Source organism: Azohydromonas lata, from assembly GCF_034427735.1.
Classification (GTDB): domain Bacteria; phylum Pseudomonadota; class Gammaproteobacteria; order Burkholderiales; family Burkholderiaceae_C; genus Azohydromonas; species Azohydromonas lata.
In genome coordinates this window covers 1-16,859 of sequence record NZ_JAXOJX010000007.1, presented here as the reverse complement: position 1 = coordinate 16,859, position 16,859 = coordinate 1, and the positions used below count along the sequence as shown (strand labels likewise).

11 protein-coding genes are annotated in these 16,859 nt (G+C 64.0%); 9 read left to right on the top strand and 2 right to left on the bottom strand.

All coding sequences use genetic code 11. From position 1 onward, the window contains the following. Nucleotides 1–25 precede the first annotated feature (25 nt). The 7 genes from SM757_RS06500 (at nucleotide 26) to SM757_RS06470 (ending at nucleotide 13,140) form a co-directional block, all read left to right on the top strand. Complete coding sequence (locus tag SM757_RS06500) at nucleotides 26–1,219, top strand: ParA family protein (protein WP_322464836.1); 1,194 nt, start codon at nucleotides 26–28, stop codon at nucleotides 1,217–1,219. Further along, complete coding sequence (locus SM757_RS06495; protein WP_322464835.1) at nucleotides 1,219–2,334, top strand: ParB/RepB/Spo0J family partition protein; 1,116 nt, start codon at nucleotides 1,219–1,221, stop codon at nucleotides 2,332–2,334. The genes SM757_RS06500 and SM757_RS06495 overlap by 1 nt, the downstream gene beginning before the upstream one ends. Before the next feature lie 1,558 nt (nucleotides 2,335–3,892). Next, on the top strand, nucleotides 3,893–5,389 hold the full coding sequence (locus SM757_RS06490) for an ATPase domain-containing protein (protein WP_322464834.1): 1,497 nt from the start codon (nucleotides 3,893–3,895) through the stop codon (nucleotides 5,387–5,389). 30 nt (nucleotides 5,390–5,419) lie between these two features. After that, nucleotides 5,420–6,973: a hybrid sensor histidine kinase/response regulator gene (locus SM757_RS06485; protein ID WP_322464833.1), complete on the top strand. Its 1,554-nt coding sequence runs from the start codon at nucleotides 5,420–5,422 to the stop codon at nucleotides 6,971–6,973. A 111-nt stretch (nucleotides 6,974–7,084) separates the two neighbouring features. After that, entirely contained in the window at nucleotides 7,085–9,250 is a 2,166-nt protein-coding gene (locus tag SM757_RS06480) for an ATP-binding protein (protein ID WP_322464832.1), read from the top strand. Between the two features lie 469 nt (nucleotides 9,251–9,719). Further along, the gene (locus SM757_RS06475; protein ID WP_322464831.1) at nucleotides 9,720–11,396 is read left to right on the top strand and encodes a PAS domain-containing protein; all 1,677 of its coding nucleotides are present in this window, start codon (nucleotides 9,720–9,722) and stop codon (nucleotides 11,394–11,396) included. Beyond that, complete coding sequence (locus SM757_RS06470) at nucleotides 11,308–13,140, top strand: ATP-binding protein (RefSeq protein ID WP_322464830.1); 1,833 nt, start codon at nucleotides 11,308–11,310, stop codon at nucleotides 13,138–13,140. The genes SM757_RS06475 and SM757_RS06470 overlap by 89 nt, the downstream gene beginning before the upstream one ends. A gap of 231 nt (nucleotides 13,141–13,371) precedes the next feature. On the opposite strand, the gene SM757_RS06465 is transcribed toward SM757_RS06470, so the two are convergent. Together SM757_RS06465 and SM757_RS06460 are read right to left on the bottom strand one after the other, a co-directional pair. After that, entirely contained in the window at nucleotides 13,372–14,487 is a 1,116-nt protein-coding gene (locus SM757_RS06465) for a hybrid-cluster NAD(P)-dependent oxidoreductase (RefSeq protein WP_066340987.1), read from the bottom strand. 55 nt (nucleotides 14,488–14,542) lie between these two features. After that, on the bottom strand, nucleotides 14,543–15,835 hold the full coding sequence (locus SM757_RS06460; RefSeq protein WP_066340985.1) for an aromatic ring-hydroxylating oxygenase subunit alpha: 1,293 nt from the start codon (nucleotides 15,833–15,835) through the stop codon (nucleotides 14,543–14,545). A 404-nt stretch (nucleotides 15,836–16,239) separates the two neighbouring features. Here SM757_RS06460 and SM757_RS06455 point away from each other — a divergent pair, with 404 nt between their 5' ends. Next, a complete protein-coding gene (locus SM757_RS06455) occupies nucleotides 16,240–16,497 on the top strand; it encodes a hypothetical protein (RefSeq protein WP_322464829.1) in 258 nt (85 codons plus the stop codon). A 14-nt stretch (nucleotides 16,498–16,511) separates the two neighbouring features. Continuing rightward, nucleotides 16,512–16,859 (top strand): membrane dipeptidase (locus SM757_RS06450; RefSeq protein ID WP_322464828.1); only part of this gene is annotated, 348 nt, incomplete at its 3' end.

The window sequence follows — 16,859 nt, the reverse complement described above, 5'->3', positions numbered from 1 at the left end:
GCAACGGCGCTGAAGGAGAAGAAATTTGGAAACCACCCAGCGTGTTGCTGCGGAAGAAATCACCTTGCCGTCCATTCTGGAACAAGCTGAGCGCGTCAAGGACGTCGTGGCGTATGCGCGTGAGACCATGCTGGCGCCCACGCAACGCAAGAAGCCGCCGGTGTTCTCGACGGCCAAGCTCATGGAATTGACCGGGCTGGAAAAGCCGCAGGTGGATTACCGGTTGCGGCGCGGCGAACTGCCCAGCGGCAAGCTCACGCCCAGCGGCGCCCGCCGCGAGTTCTCTTTGGCGGAGGCACGTGTCTGGGCTCGGGAGACGCGGCGCAACGAGCTGCGTCCCGCCGGCGCGACGGCCTTGACCATCGCCATCGGCAACTTCAAGGGCGGCGTCAGTAAAACGACGACGGCCGCAACGCTGGCGCAAGGGCTGAGCATGCTGGGTCACAGCGTGCTGCTGATTGATTGCGATCCGCAAGGCAGTCTCACGACGCTCATGGGCATCCTGCCGGATTCAGAGGTGGAGCTCGACGACACCGTGATGCCGTTGTTTTCCGGCAAGCAGCTCGACATCACTTACGCCGTGCGCAGCACCTATTGGGACGGCATCGACTTGGTGGCTGCTGCGCCGGTTCTTTTCGGTGCCGAGTTCGCACTGCCTGCCCGGCAGACCCAGGAGCCCGGCTTTGAATTCTGGAGCGTGCTGGACTACGGCCTGGACGCCGTGCGTGAGAAGTACGATTTCATCATCATCGACACGCCCCCTGCCCTGTCATACACGACCATCAACGCATTGATGGCGGCCAACGGCATCATCATGCCCTTGCCGCCCAACCCGCTGGACTTCGCGTCGTCGGCGCAGTTCTGGGATCTTTTCGGGGATCTGACCAACCAGCTCATCACGCAGCGCGGCGGCACCAAGACGTTTGCTTTCGTGGACGTGCTGCCGACCAAGGTGGAGTCGGCGGATCAGACCAGCTTGCTGGTCAAGAAATGGATGGCGTCGGCTTACGGCGACAAGCTCGTGAGCGTCGAGATCCCGAAGACGGCCGCGGCCAATGCGTCGAGTGCCGAGTTCGGCACGGTTTATGACCAAGTGGAAAGCGGTTCGGCCCGCACCTTCAAGCGTGCCACGGACGCCTATGACCGACTGGTGGAGCTGATCGAGGACCAGGCTCAGATGTTCTGGAACAAGCAAGTTGGTCAAGCCGGAGGCGTGTGATGGCAACGAAAAAGAAAGGCCATGACGTCGATTGGAGCAACGTGCCCCGTCGCGTGCCCGCACCGGCCGCCGCCGTCGCGGAGCCCGTGTCGCCGCAGGAGGCCGAGCCTGCCGCCGCAGCGGCGTCTGTGCCGGTGCTGGTTGCACCTGCGATATCGCCCGCGGCTGCCAAGCCCAGGACCGGTCCCGGCTACAACGCCCTGCAGATATTCACGGGCAATGCGCTGCAGGAACGCATCACGGAGCTCGAAGCGGAGTTGCAGCGCGCAAGCGCCGAGCGCGGATCGATCCTGCTTGCTGCGGACAGCATCGTGCCCAGCCGGTGGGCCAACCGCCACGAGTCGTCATACGCCGGCAAGGCGTTTGAAGAGCTCAAGTCCGAGATCAAGGACGCCAGGGGCAACGTCCAGCCCATCATGGTCCGGCCGCTTTCCGATGGCTCCAAGGGCACCGCGAAGTACGAGGTGGTTTTCGGACACCGGCGCCACCGGGCCTGTCTTGAGCTGGAGCTGCCGGTTCAGGCCGTCGTCAAGGATGTCAGCGAACGCGAGCTGTTCGGGTTCATGGAGCGGGAAAACCGTGTACGCCGGAACCTCTCCGCTTATGAGCAAGGCGTGATGTACCGCCGTGCGCTGGATGAGGGTCTGTTTCCCTCCTTGCGGCAGCTTGCCGCCCACGTCGGTCGCGATCACAGCGACATTTCCAAGGCCATGCGGATTGCGACATTGCCGCAGGAAATCGTTGGCGCCTTTGCTTCTCCCAATGACATTCAGTTCCGCTGGGCAGCCTTGTTGACTGAAGCGTTGGACCGGGACCGTGAGGCAGTGCTGCGTGTCGCTGCCGACCCGCTGTTGAAGGATCTGCCTTCCAAGCGCATTTTTGAAGCCTTGATAGGCAAGGGTGGGGGACGGTCCCCCGCTTTGATTGCAGACACGCGGCAGGCAGACCGCGCGGATTCAGGGGACGGGCTGACGCAGAGTTTTGATCTCGGCAAGGGGCGCACGCTTGCTGTACGCAGCGAAGGAACTCGCATGGTTCTGGAACTTGATGCCGCGTTGGTTCCACCAGCCAAGTGGGCCGAGCTGGCCGCCGGGCTGCGAAAGCTGTTGCGGTGAGAGACACGGCCGGGGTCATCCGGCATGGATGGCTTGGTCGGCAAGGTCAACCCCATTGAGAAGCGTCAGACGATGGCGCCAAGAATCGAAGTGTGGACACCCCGCCCCTTGAGCCTCTGCCATGTGCCGACTGGTGGGGGACGGTCCCCCGGCTGAACGAGTTCTGGTGTGCTTCTGAGGATTCGCGCAATTCCTGAGGGCTTGTGATTCGCCGTGGGGGACCGTCCCCCACGTTTGCCCATAGGCTGCACAAGCGATGTCGTTCCGAGTGTTTGAACTGGAAGACTGCCCAGTCGGATTTGTCCGGTCCAGGCGGCGGCTTTGCTCGGTCCAAGCATGTATGCGCTCGACAACCCAGCGCATGGGCAAGGTCCGAAGCTTTTGGAACGACGTCGCCGGGCTGGGCGCTGCGTGCGTTGTGGAAGACATATGCAATGCCATTGCCCGGGCGTCGAACCGCCTGCACATCAAGCCCATAAGTGGCCTGCAGGGCACGGCCACCGGCGGGGTGCTCGAACAAATCAGCCACGAGCGCCCACTCCGCGTCGGTGTGGCAGCAGCTGTAGTCCTGCCCGGTGTGCTCACGAGGGTGCAGCTGCGTGTATCCGAAGCGCTTGGGCGAGCTTCTGGAGGACCCGCAAGAGACGGCGCTCCGAGTCGTTTTGATCCTGACGATGCTGGCCCCGTACAGGGCTCGATGCACGGCCATGCTGCAAACCTTCACGCCGCAGCGCCCTTCAAGCACCCGCGCCACCGCTTCAAGCGTCGCGCCAGGGTGCTCGGTCACGATCTCATGCAGCGCCAGCACGAGTCCTTCGTTCAGTAAGCGGCGGCGGCTCCCCAATATCCGCAGCTCCTGCCCGGGATTCCTTCTTGGCAGCGCACATACTGGCTTCCTACGACCAAGACCTGTAGGTCGCAGCAATCGGTGCGCCGGTTGTCTGTCTGCACCCTTTAAGAAATCACGCCTGCTCGCAAGCACGAGCGCTCGCAGGTCAAGGAGCTGTGTCAGGCCGCGTAAGAAGCTTCGGGCAAGGCGATGAAATCAGCTTGGGCGGATCGGGGCTGCACGGCCACCAGTCCAACCGAGACGCCAAAATTTCAAGGATTGAGCTGCGCTTGGCCAAGCTGGCTTGAGCCCGCAACGTTTTCGCGCTGCCATGCATTTCCTGCTATTCGCGACCCTCATGCGGCTCAAAGCCGACGTCGCGAAGGGCAGGTGGGCGCTGGAAGGCAGTCCATGGGCCGGTGAACCGCAGACGGGCCGCCTTGGCAGGATCGTTTGCCGCCCTAAGTGCCGGTCGAGTTTCACATTACCAACCCGCCGCAGTTGCAAAGTCAATTTGCAATGATTTTTTGTAGAAAAGATTATGGGCAATTATCTGGAGTGCCCGATGACCGCCTGAAAGGGTCAATTCGCATTGAAGCCGACTTTCAGCTTTGTCTTTTGCTGCCCATGGTCCTTGACGCTACAGCACGCCCTGGAGGCTCCAGAACCGGTGGTCCGGCAGGCGTAGCATCTGCCCGCGCATGCAAATTGCCTCGTGGAACGGCTGCCATGAATGACCAAGAAAATACCCAACGCGCTTCTACCGGCGTACCCGGCCTAGACGACGTGCTGCATGGCGGCCTGATCGAACACCGGCTCTATCTCATTGATGGCAACCCGGGCGCGGGCAAGACGACGCTGGCGCTGCAATTTTTGCGTGAAGGCGTGCGCCGGGGTGAGCGCTGCGTCTACATCACGCTGTCCGAAACCCGGGAAGAGCTGGTGGCAGGCGCCGCCTCCCACGGAATTGACCTCGACGGTGTCGAGATCGAGGAACTCGTCGGCCGTGGGGGCGAACTCGATGGCGATGACGAAGTCACGATGTACCACCCGTCGGAGGTGGAGCTCACTGAAACGACGCGCCAAGTGCTGCGGGCCGTGCAACGCGTTAACCCCAGCCGCATGGTGTTCGACTCCCTGTCGGAGCTGCGGCTGCTGGCGCAGAGCTCGCTGCGCTACCGGCGCCAGATCCTGGCGCTCAAGCAGTTCTTCGCCGCACGCCGCTGCACGGTGCTGCTGCTGGACGACCGCACGTCGGAAGGGCCGGACCTGCAGCTTCAGAGCATTGCCCACGGCGTGATCGCACTGGACCAGCGCACACCGCCTTATGGGCAGGCGCAGCGGCAACTGCGCGTGGTGAAGTTTCGCGGCAGCGACTTTCGCAGCGGGCACCACGACATGGCCATCCGCCGTGGCGGTCTGCAGGTGTTCGCGCGGTTGGCAGCAGCCGACCATGGCAGCGTCTTCAACCGCGACACCGTGCCCAGCGGCGTGGAGGCGCTCGACGCGTTGCTGGGCGGAGGCATTGATCGGGGTACGACGACGCTGCTGATCGGGCCGCCGGGCAGCGGCAAGTCCACCGTGTCGCTGCAGTACGCGCAAGCTGCAAGCACACGCGGTGCACACGCGGCAGTTTTCACCTTTGACGAGTCGCGCGCCATTCTTTTGTCCCGCTGCGCGGGGCTGGGCATGCCGCTGGTGGAGGGCAGGGGGGCTGGCCAGGTCCACGTGCGCCAGATCGATCCCGCAGAGATCGCGCCGGGCGAGTTCGCCGCGCTCGTGCGCGAGGCGGTGGAAGCCTTTGAAGCCCGTGTCATCGTGATTGACAGCCTCAACGGCTACCTCAATGCCATGCCCGACGGGCGCTTTCTCACGGCGCAGCTGCACGAGCTGCTGAGTTATCTCAACAACCATGGCGTGGCCACCTTCCTGGTGGCGGCGCAGAGCGGCCTGCTTGGGCCGAACATGCACGCGCCTGTGGATGCCAGCTACCTGGCCGACACCGTCATCGTGATGCGCATGTTCGAGCATGAAGGCCGCGTGAAGAAAGCCATTTCCGTGCTCAAGAAGCGCAGCGGCAGCCACGAGGAGACGATCCGGCAGATATGGTTTGACGGCGCTGGCGTGCACTTGGGCGCACCGCTGGCGCGGCTGCGTGGTGTCCTGGCCGGGGTGCCCGTGGAAGACGGCCTGCGTACTGGCGGCCCGGCCGATGTCGTGGCGTGACTGGAACGCGATGCCTGCCGAGCCGTCCTCATGAAGTTGCCTGGACAACGCGTTCTGGTGCTGCCGCCCACGCGCCGCGACGGCGAGGTCACGCTGGCCTTGCTGGCGCAGGATGGTCTCAATGGCATGGTGTGCGCCACACCGGCCCTGCTGTGCGAGCAGATGGCGCAAGACGTGGGCGTGGTCATGCTCACCGAAGCCGCACTGTGCGATTCGGCCATTGAAGCCTTCGTGGCCGCGCTGGCGCTGCAGCCGCCCTGGTCGGACGTGCCGGTCGTCGTTCTGGCGCGCGATCGACAGCTTCCCTCCATAGTGGCGAAGGTGCTGGAGCGGCTGGGTAACGTGACGCTGCTGGACCGCCCCGTGTCAGCCCGCTCCATGCTCAGCGCCGTCCGCTCCGCGCTGCGTGCGCGGGAGCGCCAGTACCAGATCCGCGATCACCTGCTCCTGCAGGAGCGCGTGGAAGCCGCGTTGCGCGAAAGCGACCAGCGCAAGGACGACTTTCTGGCCACGCTGGCGCACGAGCTGCGCAACCCGCTGGCGCCGCTGCGCACGGGCCTGACGGTGCTTGGCGCCATACCGTCGCCGGACAGCCGAGTACCGGGCGTGCTGGGCATGATGGAGCGGCAGATGGGGCTGATGGTGCGCCTCATCGACGACCTGCTGGACGTGGCGCGCATCTCGCGCGGCAAGATCGAACTGGTGCGCAAGGCCCTGGATCTTCGCGAGGTCGTGGATGCCGCCTTGGAAGGTTGTGCGCCGATGATCCGGGCCGCGCGCCATGAGGTCGAGATCAAGCTGGCAGCCCAGCCGATCTGGGTCGAAGCCGACCGTGCCCGGCTCGTGCAGGTGCTGGGCAACCTCATCGGCAACGCCGCCAAGTACACGCCCGATGCCGGGCGCATCACGGTGGAACTGCGCTCGCGCGATGGCAAGGCCGAGCTGAGCGTGAGCGACACCGGCGTGGGCATCGCGCCGGAGATGCTTTCCCGGGTGTTCGACATGTACCTGCAGCTCCAGGACGGTGCCTCGCGTGCGCAGGGCGGCCTGGGCCTGGGCTTGTGGCTGGTGCGCCGGCTCGTCGAGATGCACGAGGGCACGGTGACCGCCCACAGTCCCGGCCTGGATGCAGGCAGCACCTTCGTGATGGCGCTGCCGCTGCTCCCCGTGCCTGCGCCCTGGGCGCCGGGCGCGCGGGATGCGGATGCGCCAAAGCCTGCCGGGGCGCTGCGCGTGCTCGTCATTGACGACAACACCGACGCCGCGGACACGCTGTGCATGTGCCTGCAGGCCATGGGTCACGACGCATGCTCCAGGTACAGCGGTGGTACAGGCTTGCAGGCCGCGCACGCGATGCAGCCCGATGTCGTCTTCTGCGATATCGGGCTGCCCGACATGAACGGACTTGATGTGGCCGCGCGGCTGCGCCGGGACCCGGTGCACCACGATGTCACGCTGGTGGCACTCACCGGCTGGGGCACGGCGCAGGACCGGCAGCTTTCCAGCAGTGCCGGCTTCGACGCCCATCTGACCAAGCCGGCTTCCATGGAAGACATCGGCCGGGTGCTGCGCCTGCGACCGTAATAGCCCGGCTCCGGTGCAATGAAACATTTTCCGGACTTGCTGCGCACGGCCCGGGGCACGGATGCCGCCACCGGCCCAGCGCTACCATGGTCGGGTTTTCGCTGATGTTCCATGGCACAGATTCATCCGCAGGGTAGGCCCTCAGAAAGCACGGGAAACCTGCTGCTGCTTTTCAGAAGGCGTGCCTTTGGAAGCCTTGCTGTGTTCACGCTGGGTTCAGCGCTGCTGTTGAGCGTTGCTCTTGCCTTCATTCGACGCGAAACGGTGGCAAGCAGCGAGCGCTACGTGCTGTCCCTGTCTCAGCTCGTGGCCGAGCAAACATCGCGTTCCTTGCAGTCTGTGTCGCAGGCGCTTGAACTGGCCCAGTCGCAGTTGCAGGAACTTGAAGCGGCCAATCGTCTTGACGAATCAACGGCCCGCACGCGCTTGCGTCAGCGATTGCAGGAACTGCCCTTTGTGCGGGCCATCTGGTTCATGGACGCCCAAGGCGCTATCCGTTTTGACTCCGATGAGGGAAACATCGGGGTCAGCCTTGTGGATCGAGACTACTTCAACGTCCACCTCCGCTCGGACCTTGAGTTTTATGTGGGTCTGCCGGTCAAGAGCCGCTCCGTCGGTACATGGTTGGTGAGTGCATCCCGGCCTTGGCGGGACCGCCAAGGCCGATTGAATGGTGTGCTTGCCGCGGCGATCGAGCCACCATATTTCGATCAGCTGTGGCAGACCGTCTCGGTGGGCGACGGGGGCTCCATATCGCTTTTCAAGCGAGATGGAATCCTCATGATGCGAAGCCCTTTTCCTGGTGACGTGCTGGGGGAAAACTACAGCGATTCTCTTGGATTCATGAGCCGCTTGGGAAGCAGCGCTACCGGAACCTATGTGGCCACCAGTCCTCTGGATCATCAGGAGCGACTTGTTGCATACCGCGCGCTGGAAAATTTCCCGGAGTTTGTGGTCGTCACCGGGATGGAAATGAGCGTCTTGCTCCAGCCCTGGTACCGCGTTGCTGCCTTTTCCATCACGATGTGGCTTTTGACGATCACCGCTGCCGTCACTTTGACGCTGCTGTGGTTGAGAGAGTTGGATAAACGCCGGCGCATGGAAGACCGCACCGAGCAAGCAAGACGGATGGAGTCCATTGGAACCCTGGCCGGCGGCGTTGCGCACGATTTCAACAACGTGCTTGCGGCCATGCTGGGGCACCTGCAGTTGGCCCGCCAAGAAATTCCTGCCAGCAGCGCGGCACATGCTTCCTTGCGGCTCGTCGAAGAAAGCGGTGAGCGGGCAAGATTGATCGTGCAGCAGATACTGGCCTTCAGCAGGGGCGTGCCGCAGCATTTGAAGCGAACAAGCTTGCTGGATATTGTCAGAGAATCTTTGAGAATGTTGCGGCCCACGCTTCCATCCCGTACGGATTTAATAACCAAGCTGCCGGATGAACCCGTGGAGGTGGTTTGTGATGCCACCCAGATTCAGCAAATCCTGCTTAACCTGTGTACCAACTCATCGCATGCGGTTCCCGTGGGCGCAGGGCGGATCGAGGTCGGCGTTGATGTCCTGGGCGTCGATGCTGCAAAGCGGTTGACGCCGGAATGGAAGCGCAATGGGCCCGCAGCGCATCTTTGGGTGGCCGACAACGGCCCTGGTATTCCGATCGAGTATCAGGACAAGGTTTTAGAGCCTTTCTTCACCACCAAGCCGCGAGGCATGGGCACAGGCCTGGGACTGTCTTTGGTGCAGCGCATTGCCTCGGAGCATGGTGGATTGTTGAAAATCCAGTCAAAAGCCGATGCCGGGTGCGCAGTCCATGTTCTCTTGCCCCTGCATGAGTTTGATCAGTCAATCAGCCAGGACGAGGAAAAGGACGCTGGTGAAAACAAAATCGAGACAGGCCGGGGTCATGGCCAGAACGTGCTTTGCATCGACGACGACGAAGTCATTCTCCTGATGTTGGAAGGCATCTTGAAGGCCGGTGGTTTTCAGGTGACCACCTGCCAATCGCCTCAAGAAGCCATCGATCTGTTCGTTCGATATCCTGCCAAATATCAAGTTGTGGTTACCGACTTTGACATGCCAAGCATGTCTGGCATTGCTGTGGCGCGTGAAATTCTGGCTCTGCAGCCTGACTTGGTCGTGGTATTGCAATCGGGGTATGTGACGGAACAATTGCAGGCGGAGGCGAACGCCTTGGGAATAAAGGCCGTGCTGAACAAGGAAAACGCGTGGCGGCAACTGCCATTGACGATTACCGAGCTGCTTCAATCCCCGTCAGACTAAATCCATTCATGGATTTGCAGTGTCCGCGAACGTAAATGGCCAAGCCATAGGATCAATATCCTGAAAAGCCTTGTTTTGTACCGGCTGAGAAGTTTCCAGCTCATTGGGCGTGCATTGTGTCGATACGCAGCGGCCTCGTCATGCCCAAGCGGGGCAGTTAGTCGCGTACTGCCGAGCCATTCAACAGGCCCAAGCCAAAAAGGCTGCAATCAAGGCCCGCTGGTTAAGGCACGGTGCTTAGAGAGGGCCTTCCATCGCACCTGCAATCCATGCCGCGGTGCTTGCGGCAGCGATGCCTGTGCCGCGTTGGGGCACGCCCATGCCTGCTCAGGTGATCCGGCGGCGGTGAACTGATGCGACTGGCCTGTGAGCTGCAGCCAGATGTGTTGCGGCTGAAATAGCCTGGACTTGACGCTCGTTCACAATGGCTGACCAAGCGCTTGCGGCTGGACCGCGTAACAGCATGGACATGGCATCACCCCACGACAAGGAGGCTGCCTGGCCGTTCGCCCGAGGCGAAATGGCGCAGCGCGTGTCCCGGCATGACTGGGCGTCCACCCCGCTGGGCGCCGTGGACAGCTGGCCCACACGGCTGCGCATGGCCGTGGAGCTCATGCTTGCCTGCCGACAGCCTGTCTACATCGCGTGGGGACCTCATTACACGTCCCTGTACAACGACGGCTACATCCCCTTCCTGGGCAGCAAGCATCCTAGTGCGTTGGGGCGGCCCTACGCCGCGGTGTGGCCAGAAATTTGGGACGAGTACCGCCCCATTGCCGAGGCGACGATGACGGGCCAGTCCCACTCCTTCATCGACCGTCCCGTGGCGCTGCGGGAGCGCGACGGGCGCCCCATGAGCTGGTTCACCTTTTCCTGGACACCGCTGCGTGACGACGTGGGGCAGGTGGCCGGGTTCTTCTGCATGGCTGCCGAGACGACCGACCAGGTCCTGGCGCGGCAGGTGTACCAGCAGACCGAGGCTCGGCACGCCTATTTGCTCAGGCTCAGCGACGCGCTGCGGCCACTGGCCGGCGCGCAGCGCATCAAGGCCGTGGCCACGTGCATTCTCGGCGAGGCCCTGGGTACCGATCGGGTGCTCTACGCCGAGCACGTTGTTCGCGACGGTACGGATCTTTGGCTGATTGAAGACGCGTACTGCCGTTCCGGCCATGCGTTTGCCGATGGCCTGTATCCGCTGGATAGCTTTGGCCGCGACGCCTACGCGTTGCTGCAGGGGCGTGCGGTCGTGGTGAGTGACGTGGCCCGGGATGCCGGCATCGAGGCGTCGGCCCAGGCGACGTTCGAGGCGATGTCGATTGCAGCGTACGCGGTGCAGCCGCTCGTCAAAGAAGGCCGCTTCATCGCGCTGCTGGCGATGAACCAGGTCACGCCGCGGCAGTGGACGCCGCTGGAACTGGAGTTGCTGCAGGAAACGGCCGAACGCACCTGGGCCGCCGTCGAGCGCGAACGGGCCGAGGCGGCACTGCGCGACAGCAAGGAGCAGCTGCGCCTGGCCCTCGACGCCGGGGGCATGGGCATCTTCATCTGGGATTTCAATGGGGACCACCTGGCGTGGGATGAGCGGCAGTACGAGCTCTTTGGCGTCGACAGGCGCGAAGGGGAGATGACGGGTGAACGTGCTTTGGCGCGCGTGCACCCCGAGGACCGGCCGCCGCTGGAGGCCGCGATCCGCGCCGTGGTCGATGCTGGCCAGGGCACGTTCCGGTTCGAATTCCGTGTTCCGCAGCCCACGGGGCGGGTGCGCTGGGTGGCCGGCCGTGCGCAGGTCATGCCGGGGCCGGACGGGCGCGCGGCCCGGATGATTGGGCTCAATTTCGACACGACGCAGGCCCACGAAGCCGATGCGGCGCTGGCCCGCAGCAATGAAGAGCTGCGCATCGCCGCCGAGCGGGTACAGCTGGCGCTGTCGGCCGGGGCCATCGTCGGCACCTGGCTGTGGGACCTGCAGGCCGACTCCTTGATGGTTGACGAGCGCCTTGGCGCAGAGCTTTGGCCTGGACGCCGCGTTGGGGCGAACCGGATTGAAGCCGGAGCAGGTGCTGGCAAGCATCCATCCCGAGGACTTGCCTGGCGTGCGCTCGGCCATCGACGAGGCGATCGCGCAGGGCGGCCCCTACAGGCGTGAATACCGCGTGCGTGGCCTTGATGGCGTCTACCGCTGGGTTGAGGCCAATGGCCGCGTGGACTTGGCCGAGGATGGCCGGCCGTTGCGCTTTCCTGGCGTGCTGCTTGACGTGGAGCCCCGCCGTACGCTGGAGGTTGAACGGGACCGCGCCATGGAGCTGCTGCGTGCGTTTGCGAACGCCGTGCCCGGTGTGGTGTACGCCAAGGACCGCGACGGGCGCGTGCTGGTGGCCAACCGGGGCATGGCCGAGCTGGTCGGATGCCCGCTGCAAAGCCTGCTCAACAAGACCGAGCTCGAATTCCGCGATGACAAGTGCCAGGCCGAGGCCACGATGGTGGCCGACCGCCGCGTCATGGACAGCGGTGTCGTGGAGCAATCCGAGGAAACGGTGACCTGCCCGGACGGCACTTCCACCGTATGGTTGTGCACGAAGGCGCCGTTCACCGATGGACAGGGGCGCGTCATCGGCATCATCGGTGCATCGCTCGACATCACGGCGCGCAAGGCGGCCGAGCAGGCGCTGGCGGCGCTCAATGCCACCCTGGAGCAGCGGGTGGCTGAGCGCACCGCCGAGCTGGCTGCCGCACGCGATGCCGCCGAGGCTGCCAGCCGAGCCAAAAGCGCCTTCCTGGCCAACATGAGCCACGAGCTGCGCACGCCCATGAACGCCATCCTCGGCCTGGCACACCTGCTGGCGCAGGACGCCCTGGCGGCTCGCCAGGCCCAGCAGCTGGCCAAGATCGAGGGCGCCGCGCGGCACTTGCTGTCCGTCATCAGCGACATCCTGGACATCTCCAAGATCGAGGCCGGCAAGGTACAGCTGGAGCGGCGTGACTTTTCCCTGGCCGCGTTGCTGCAGGAAGTGCGTTCGATCGTTGACGCCCCTGCGGCGGCCAAGGGGCTGGGCATTTCGCTAGACACCGCCAACGTGCCGGCTTGGCTGCGCGGCGACGACACGCGCGTGCGCCAGGCGCTGCTCAACTACGCGGGCAACGCGATCAAGTTCACGACCAGCGGCCACATCTCGCTGCGGGCCTTGGTGGAGCAGCGGCATGGAGAAAAGCTGCTGGTGCGTTTTGAAGTCGAGGACACGGGCAAGGGCGTCGAGCCACAGCAAGTGGCACGTCTCTTCGAGGCTTTCGAGCAGGCGGACTCCTCCACGACGCGAGAACACGGTGGGACCGGGCTGGGATTGGCCATCACCCGGCGCCTGGCTGAACTCATGGGCGGCAGCGCCGGCGTGCGTCCCCGCCCAGGTAACGGGAGCGTTTTTTGGTTCACGGCCTGGCTGGAACAGAGCCTCGAAACTTCGCCGTCCGAGGCTATACCTGAAGCAGCCGACGCCAAGCTGAAAGAGCGCCATGCCGGCAAACGCGTTCTGGTCGCCGAGGACAACGCCATCAATCGCGAGGTGGCGTTGGCCATGCTGCGCGCGGTGTGGCTACGGGCGGACGTTGCAGAGAACGGGCAAGCTGCGGTGGAAATGGCCAGTCAGGGCGGCTATGACCTGGTGCTCATGGACATGCAAATGCCTGTTATGGATGGATTGCAGGCCACACGGGCACTGCGAGCGATGCCGCAGCTCCAAACAGTGCCCATCCTGGCGATGACGGCAAACGTTTTCGACGAGGACCGAGTGGCCTGCCTGGCCGCAGGCATGGATGACTTCGCTTCCAAGCCCGTACAGCCGCAAGCACTGTACGCAACGCTACTCAAATGGCTTGACCGCAGCGCGCTGAAGTAGGCAGCTTCTTCTGCGGATCATTATTTCCGGGGAAGGGCTGACCTTCGGTGCAAATCGGTACGGCCGTCATGAGGTGCAAGGCTTCCTGTTCAGTCCGGCTTTGCCGCCGCAGCAGATCGAAGCCATGCTCGCGGCGGCGTGACGAGGGGACGGGTGCAGGCCGAGCCGACAGTCATGGCGACAGCGCGCCGCGGGCCGGGTCCGCTGCCTCTTGCCCGCGGGGGGGCGCTGTCAGCGCTCGACCTCGATGTCGCTGAGCGGCTTGCTGCAACAGGGCAGGAACCAGCCCTGCGCCACCTCGCGCGGACGCAGGCCGCCGCCTTGTTTCATCTCCACTTCGCCGGCAAGCTTGCGCGTGCGGCAGGTGCCACAAACACCGTTGGAGCAGCTGAATGGCCAGCGTACGCCCGCGCGTTGTGCTGCCTTGAGCACCGTTTCGTCGGCACCGCACTCGAAGCGCTCGCCTCGGCTCTTGAGCGTGATGGCAAAGCGCTGCGCCGGATCGGCGGCGGCGATTTGCTCCGAGGCGGCTTCCACCTCCGTTGCAATCTCAACCGGCAGGCTCTCGAAGTTGAAACTTTCCTCGTGGTAGCGGGCCATGTCGAACCCGGCCTCGGCCAGCATGGCGCGCACCGCCGCCATGAAGGGCGCTGGCCCGCAGCACCAGACCTCGCGCTCCAGCAGGTCCGGCACCTGTGAGCGCAGCAGTGGCAGGCTCAACCGTCCCAGCAAGCCGCTGTAGTCCGGGTGGCTGCCGCGCTGCTCGCACACCATGGTGGCGTGCCAGCGCGGCAGCGAGCGCGCCAGCAGCTTGAGCTCGTCGGCAAACGCGATGTCCTGCGGCGTGCGCGCGGCGTGTATGAAATGCACGTCGGCGTCCAGCCCCAGATCGGCCCATGCGCGCGACATGGACATGAGCGGCGTGATGCCGCTGCCGCCCGACAGGTAGAGCTGCCCGCGCGCAGGCGCCTTCACAGGGCCGGGCGGAAAACAGAAGCTGCCCGCCGGTCCCGTGGCCGACAACCGCGTGCCCGGCTTCACGTGGTCGTGCAGCCAGTTGGACACCTGCCCGCCAGGAACGCGCTTGACCGTGATGGTCAGCGTGTCTGGCCGTGTGGGCGTGGAGCAAAGCGTGTAGGAGCGCGAAACCGGCTCGCCGTCGATGTCCAGGCGCAGCGTGATGAACTGTCCCGGACGGTAGCGGAAGCTGCGCGCCTCCACCGGGCGCAGCACGAAGCTGCGCACGTCGTGGGTCTCATCGCGAACCCGCACGCATTCGAGCCATTCGTCATCGCCGCCCCAGGCGGGGGCGGGCGCATCGGCCAGGTCAAGATAAGTCAGGGTCATGGCGTCGTCCGTTACGGGTTCACGGCAGTGCGGGGCGGCTGGGCTGGCAGCGGCTTCAGCGCGCGCCGCCCACGCCTGCACGCATGCGGCTCACGTACCAGTTGGAAAAGGCTTCCACCAGGCTCTCGGTGAAGGGCGAGTAGGGCCCGGGCCGGTAGGCGCGGCTGGACACGCCGGCATGCGAGGCTTCCACCAGGCGGCGGTCCTGGTCGTTGGTGGCGTTCCATACGGCGGTGAGGGTGGGCACGTCATAGTCCACGCCTTCCACCGCGTCCTTGTGCACGCACCAGGTGGTGCGCACCAGCGTGCGGCCTGCACTCAGCGGGATCACGGAGAAGCTCACCACGTGGTCGCTCATGAAGTGGTGCCAGGAGTTGGGCTGCGTCCAGAACGACAATCCGCCCAGCGACTTGTCCGTGAAGTCGCCCAACAGCTTCTTGCAGGCCACTTCGGTGCTCATGGTCTGCGACTCGCCGGCGCGGTCCAGCGGCAGCCGCTGCGTGCGAAAACCCGTGATGAGCGTGTCCAGTTCCTCGATGCGCGCACTGGGCAGGCCCATGGCTTCCCAGCGGCAGTGGCTGTCCTTGACGGTCTGCTCGAACTGCGCGATGCCTTCAGCGTTCTGAGGGCCGGGCTGGGCGCCGAAGCCGTGCTCGTACAGGGAAATGGTCAGCTCGGGATGGTTGCCCACGCAGTGGTAGCACTCGCGGTTGTTCTCCAGCGTGAGCTTCCAGTTGCCCTCCTCGATGAGCTCCACCTGCGCGGCCACCTTGCAGTCGTTGAGCTTGTGCGGCGCCAGGTAGGGGCGCATGCGGGCAGCAACGTCCTCGAAGTCCTGCGGCGGCTCATCGGCCAGGCAGATGAAGAGCAGGCCTTCCAGGTTGCGCAGGTGCACCTTGTGCAGGCTGTGCTGGTCGCGCAGGAAAGTCTCGCCCATGTGGTCGGCGTGAATGAGGTTGCCGTCCAGATCGTAGGTCCATTGGTGATAAGGGCAAACGATGTTGCCCAGGCTGCCCTGGTGCTCCTCGCACAGCCGCGAGCCGCGGTGGCGGCACACGTTGTGGAAAGCCTTGAGGTTCATGTCATCGTCGCGAACGATGAGCACGGAATCCTGGCCCACGTCCACCGTGATGTAGTCGCCCGGCTCGGCCACTTGCGGCGCCACGGCCACGAAGATCCAGTGCCGGGCGAAGATGTACTCCATGTCCGCCTGGAACACCTCTTCGCTCAGGTAGAAGGGCGCTTCCAGGCTGTGGCCAGGCAGGCGGCGCTCCAGCAGTTGCTGCAGCTGGGCGTTCGCCCAAGCTTTGCCGGTATGCAAGGTGACGGGTTGAGCCTTGGTCGTCATCGGTATTCCTTGAGATGGCCAGTGGGGTGGTTTGCGTTGTCCGAAGCGCTGCCGCGTCTTCTGGCGTCCTGGTGATGTCCATTTTTCGACACGGGGAAATCGAAGCCTTGTGCTCGGCGGACACGGACTTGCCAGGAATCGACATCGGGCGCCCTGGACCGACATTCGTAGGTGGTCTTGCCAGTCATCGCGGTTGTGCACTGAGGTCGCTGCATTTGCTCGCTGGTTGAGCCAAAAACCAGTCAATTCACTGCAAGTTTTTTGCATTTCCCTGTCGCATTTGCGTGATTGAGTCCTGCGGACAGCCGGCCGGCGCGTGTCTGCCATGGCGGATGCAAACAGGTATGGCGCAAAGACACATGTCGAACTAAGGACATTCTGGGATGTCGGATTTGTGCAAGTGCGTGTCCATGCCGCACAAGCCGCGCAAGTGGCGTAGCCGAAAAATCCCGCCGAAGTCGTTCAGCGACCCAACAGCCCTTCCTGACCGCATCACAACGCGCAAGCACATGAAGCAAAAACCGTTTTTCGCCGCGCCGCTGCAAGACACCTACCCACGCATTGCCAAGGCGCTGGAGCAGGAGCTTGGAAGGCAGCAGGGCCCGTCGCGCGAGCAGGTCCAGGCCTTCACCTCACGCTTCCCCATCTACGGCAACCACTGAACGGCAGGGATTCCATGAACGAGCTTCACGCCAGGTCCATCGTCATCGACGGACTGATCATTTCCAAATGGGACCGCTCCGTCTTCGAGGACATGAAAAAGGGTGGCCTCACTGCCGCCAACTGCACGGTCTCCGTCTGGGACGATTTCAAGGGCACGGTGCACAACATCGCGCAGATGAAGGCCATGATCCGGGACAACGCGGACCTGCTGAGCCTTGTGCGCACCACGGCCGACATCGAACAGGCCAAGCGTGACGGCAAGACCGGCATCATCCTGGGCTTCCAGAACGCCCACGCGTTTGAAGACCACCTGGGCCACATCGAAGCCTTCGCCGACATGGGCGTGCGCGTGGTCCAGCTC

Excerpts from the sequence above, each read along its gene's own strand:
- SM757_RS06495 (WP_322464835.1), top strand. The coding sequence starts at position 1,219 with ATGGCAACGAAAAAGAAAGGCCATGACGTCGATTGGAGCAACGTGCCC.
- SM757_RS06490 (WP_322464834.1), top strand. The coding sequence starts at position 3,893 with ATGAATGACCAAGAAAATACCCAACGCGCTTCTACCGGCGTACCCGGC.
- SM757_RS06485 (WP_322464833.1), top strand. The coding sequence starts at position 5,420 with ATGAAGTTGCCTGGACAACGCGTTCTGGTGCTGCCGCCCACGCGCCGC.
- SM757_RS06480 (WP_322464832.1), top strand. The coding sequence starts at position 7,085 with ATGGCACAGATTCATCCGCAGGGTAGGCCCTCAGAAAGCACGGGAAAC.
- SM757_RS06475 (WP_322464831.1), top strand. The coding sequence starts at position 9,720 with ATGGCATCACCCCACGACAAGGAGGCTGCCTGGCCGTTCGCCCGAGGC.
- SM757_RS06465 (WP_066340987.1), bottom strand. The coding sequence starts at position 14,487 with ATGACCCTGACTTATCTTGACCTGGCCGATGCGCCCGCCCCCGCCTGG.
- SM757_RS06460 (WP_066340985.1), bottom strand. The coding sequence starts at position 15,835 with ATGACGACCAAGGCTCAACCCGTCACCTTGCATACCGGCAAAGCTTGG.